This is a genomic window from Microcystis sp. M53598_WE2 (genome assembly GCF_030067735.1).
In the GTDB taxonomy this organism is placed as follows: Bacteria; Cyanobacteriota; Cyanobacteriia; order Cyanobacteriales; family Microcystaceae; genus Microcystis; species Microcystis aeruginosa.
In genome coordinates, this window is sequence record NZ_JASJFE010001098.1 from 1 (window position 1) to 3914 (window position 3914).

Genomic DNA, 3914 nt, shown 5'->3' on the forward strand with positions numbered 1-3914 from the left:
AAAAAGGTCTAAAAGTCTTATCCAACAAGGTTTTTAGATTTATTCAGCAAGCTCTAGTTAAAATATAGCAGCATTTGCTAATCGCACATCGGCCGTTAGCTTTTTTCTCCCTATCTCCTGTCCTCTTCTTGCTTTCTTGATATGTCTAAAAACTTTTGGTTTATTTTTCTAGGTCTTTTACTGATAAATAACCTACATTTATCAGCCTTGGCAGAAACAGTTTTACAAAGAATTGCTCGCACGGGAGAATTAAAAGCGGCAGCCAGAAAAGACGCTACTCCCTTTAGTTATATCGATGAGAAAACGGGACAATGGACAGGTTATGGAGTGGAATTAATGCGCTTAGTCCAACGTCGATTAGAACAAGAAGTAGGTAAACCGGTTACAATAAACTTTACAGAAGCGACGACTAATAATCGTTTTCAGCAAGTGGAACAGGGACAAGTAGATTTATCCTGTAATGCGGCAACAATCACGGAAGAAAGACTAGAAAAGGTTAATTTTTCTATTCCCTATTTTATGACAGGAGCGCAATTTCTAACTAAAAGGGAAAATGTTGATAAAATAGATATTAATAACACTTTAGCGGCAGTTGCGATCGCCTATATTCCCCACACCACCACCGATAGTATTATTCGTTATATCTATCCTCTGGCTAATTGGCAAGCTGTCAGCGATCGAAGTGAGGCAGTGGCAAAATTACAAAGGGGAGAAGTTAAAGCAGTGGTTAGTGATGGAATTCTTCTACTGGGGGAAATCGTTAAACAAGGACAGGATCCGCGACAATTTGTGCTACTACCCCGTCAACCGATTACCACCGAACTTTATGGCTGTATTTTACCCAAAAACGATCCCGAATGGAAAAAATTTGTTGATACTGTTGTCGGCAGCAATGATAACCAGAAACTGCGAGAACAATGGTTTAATTTAGAACAAGGTTTTTTCCCCTATACGATTCTCAATCAACCCTAAAAATAGACTGTAATTGCTGAAAATTAAAAGTAAGTAAATTCTGATTTTTTTTCCCCTTTTCCTTGTCACTTTTTCCTGAAAAACTATGTCTTTTGTCGGTTTACATATTCACAGTGATTATAGCTTACTTGATGGTGCTTCCCAATTACCTGCACTAATTGATCGAGCGATCGAATTAGGACAACCGGCGATCGCTTTAACCGATCATGGAGTCATGTATGGTGCGATCGAATTAATTAAAACCTGCCGTAATAAGGGAATAAAACCAATTATTGGCAATGAAATGTATGTAGTCAATGGCGATATTGAAGTCAATCTTCGCCACCGAAAATATCATCAAGTTGTTTTAGCCAAAAATACCCAAGGCTATAAAAATCTAGTTAAATTAACTACTATTTCTAATCTGAAAGGTATTCAAGGTAAAGGTATTTTTGCTCGTCCTTGTATCAATAAAGAGTTACTCCAACAATACCACGAAGGATTGATAGTTACCAGTGCTTGCTTGGGTGGAGAGATTCCCCAAGCGATTTTAGCTAATAACAGGAAACTGGCTAAGGAAACGGCTAAATGGTATAAAAAACTTTTTGGTGATGATTTTTATTTAGAAATTCAAGACCATGGTTCTAAAGAAGATCGGATTGTCAATGTAGAAATAGTTAAAATTGCTAAAGAATTAGGAATCAAAGTAGTTGCTACTAACGATTCTCACTTTATTTCCTGTTACGATGTAGAGGCACACGATGCCTTGCTTTGTATTCAAACTGCCAAGTTAATTACTGAAGATAAACGTCTCCGTTATAGCGGCACAGAATACTTAAAATCTGCTGATGAAATGCGCTTACTTTTTCGTGATCATCTGCCAGAAGATGTGATTGAAGAAGCGATTAATAACACCTTAGAAGTAGCAGAAAAAGTCGAACCTTATAACATATTTAATGAACCAAGGCTGCCTAATTATCCTGTTCCTGCCGGACATACTGCTGATAGTTATGTAGAAGAAATTGCTTGGTTAGGATTACTAGAAAGATTAAAATGTCCTTCTCGTCACGAGATTGAGCCTGTTTACAAAGAAAGGCTTGAATACGAATTAAAAATGTTACAGAAAATGGGATTTTCTACCTATTTTCTCGTCGTTTGGGACTATATAAAATATGCTAGAGATCATGATATTCCCGTCGGTCCAGGACGCGGTTCGGCGGCGGGTTCTTTGGTAGCATATTCTTTAAAAATAACCAATATTGATCCCGTTCATCACGGTTTATTATTTGAGCGTTTTCTCAATCCTGAACGGAAATCTATGCCTGATATTGATACGGATTTCTGTATCGAGAGACGGGATGAAATGATCCAATACGTCACGGAAAAATACGGGGAGGCTAATGTTGCCCAAATCATTACTTTTAACCGCATGACATCAAAAGCTGTCTTAAAAGATGTGGCGCGGGTGTTAGATATTCCCTACGCCGAATCGGATAAAATGGCGAAAATGATTCCCGTTTCTCGCGGTAAACCCACACCTTTAAAAGTGATGATTTCCGATGAAACTCCCGAACCGGCATTTAAAGAAAGATACGATACGGAACCCCATGTGCGTCATTGGTTAGATATGGCAATTCGTATCGAAGGTACTAACAAAACCTTCGGAGTTCATGCCGCGGGAGTCGTCATTTCTTCCCAACCTTTAGATGAAGTGGTTCCCCTCCAGAAAAATAATGATGGGGCGGTAATTACCCAATATTTCATGGAGGATTTAGAATCATTGGGATTGTTAAAAATGGACTTTTTAGGGTTAAGAAATTTAACCACTTTGAAAAAAACCGCCGATTTAATTAAACAAAATCAGGGCATAGATATCGATCTGGATCAATTGCCTTTAGATGAAAGAAAAGCCCTGCAAATTCGGGCTAAAGGGGAACATAAAAAACTACCTCCCGATATTATCAAAACCCACGTATTACTAGAAGAAGGGGATTTAGAAGGTATTTTCCAGTTAGAATCATCGGGGATGAAACAGATAGTTAAAGAGTTAAAACCATCGGGTATTGAGGACATATCTTCAATCTTAGCACTCTATCGCCCCGGACCTTTAGATGCGGGATTAATTCCTCTCTTTATTGGCAGAAAACACGGTAGAGAACCCATTCGTTATGATCATCCTTTATTGGAACCAATTCTTAAGGAAACCTACGCAGTTTTAGTCTATCAAGAACAGATTATGAAAATGGCGCAGGATTTAGCTGGTTATTCCCTAGGAGAAGCGGATCTATTGCGTCGGGCAATGGGTAAGAAAAAAGCCTCCGAAATGCAGAAACAAAGGGAGATGTTTATCGATGGTGCTGCTAAAAATGGTGTGGAAAAAAGAATCGCTGAAAATCTCTTTGAACAGATGGTAAATTTTGCCGAATATTGTCTAGGAGGTGAGACGTTAATTTTAACTGAGGAATACGGATTATTACCAATTGCTAAAATTGTGAGCGAAGAAATTAACTGCACTGTTTATACTGTTGACCAAAATGGTTTTGTTTATAGTCAACCAATCTCTCAATGGCACGAGCGAGGTTTACAAGAAGTCTTTGAATACACCCTAGAAAATGGGCAAACTATCCAAGCAACCAAAGATCATAAATTTATGACTAGCGACGGAGAAATGTTAGCCATAGATACAATATTTGAGCGAGGTTTAGATTTAAAATCCTCTGATTTTTCCTAAAAACCAAACCCCCCAATCTGGTGAGATTGAGGGGTAGGAAAGAATAATCCTGGCATCGAGCTATTGTCCCGGTCGGCAACCCGACAAGGAGCTTGGCCACGGTGAAGTTTCACAACCGAGTTCGGGATGGAATCGGAGTGGTGCCATCACGTTAAAGACACCAGGAAGGGTAGAACCCTCAAGACTGCAAAAGCTAGGAAAAAAGTGGTGAAAAGAAGAATCAGGTCAAGCC

Annotated in this window: 2 protein-coding genes and 1 rRNA gene; 2 read left to right on the top strand and 1 reads right to left on the bottom strand. The window is 38.9% G+C overall.

All coding sequences use genetic code 11. The features are described from left to right. Positions 1-141 precede the first annotated feature (141 nt). Both PX636_RS22390 and PX636_RS22395 read left to right on the top strand, forming a co-directional pair. Positions 142-972 (top strand): amino acid ABC transporter substrate-binding protein, encoded by an 831-nt coding sequence (locus PX636_RS22390; protein WP_288118992.1) that lies wholly within the window; start codon positions 142-144, stop codon positions 970-972. Positions 973-1057: 85 nt separating this feature from the next. Then, positions 1058-3682, top strand: coding sequence for a DNA polymerase III subunit alpha (locus tag PX636_RS22395; RefSeq protein ID WP_288118994.1), 2625 nt, complete (start codon positions 1058-1060; stop codon positions 3680-3682). Positions 3683-3729: 47 nt separating this feature from the next. Here the strand turns inward: PX636_RS22395 and rrf are convergent. Continuing rightward, positions 3730-3847, bottom strand: a 5S ribosomal RNA gene (rrf, locus tag PX636_RS22400). Positions 3848-3914 lie beyond the last annotated feature (67 nt).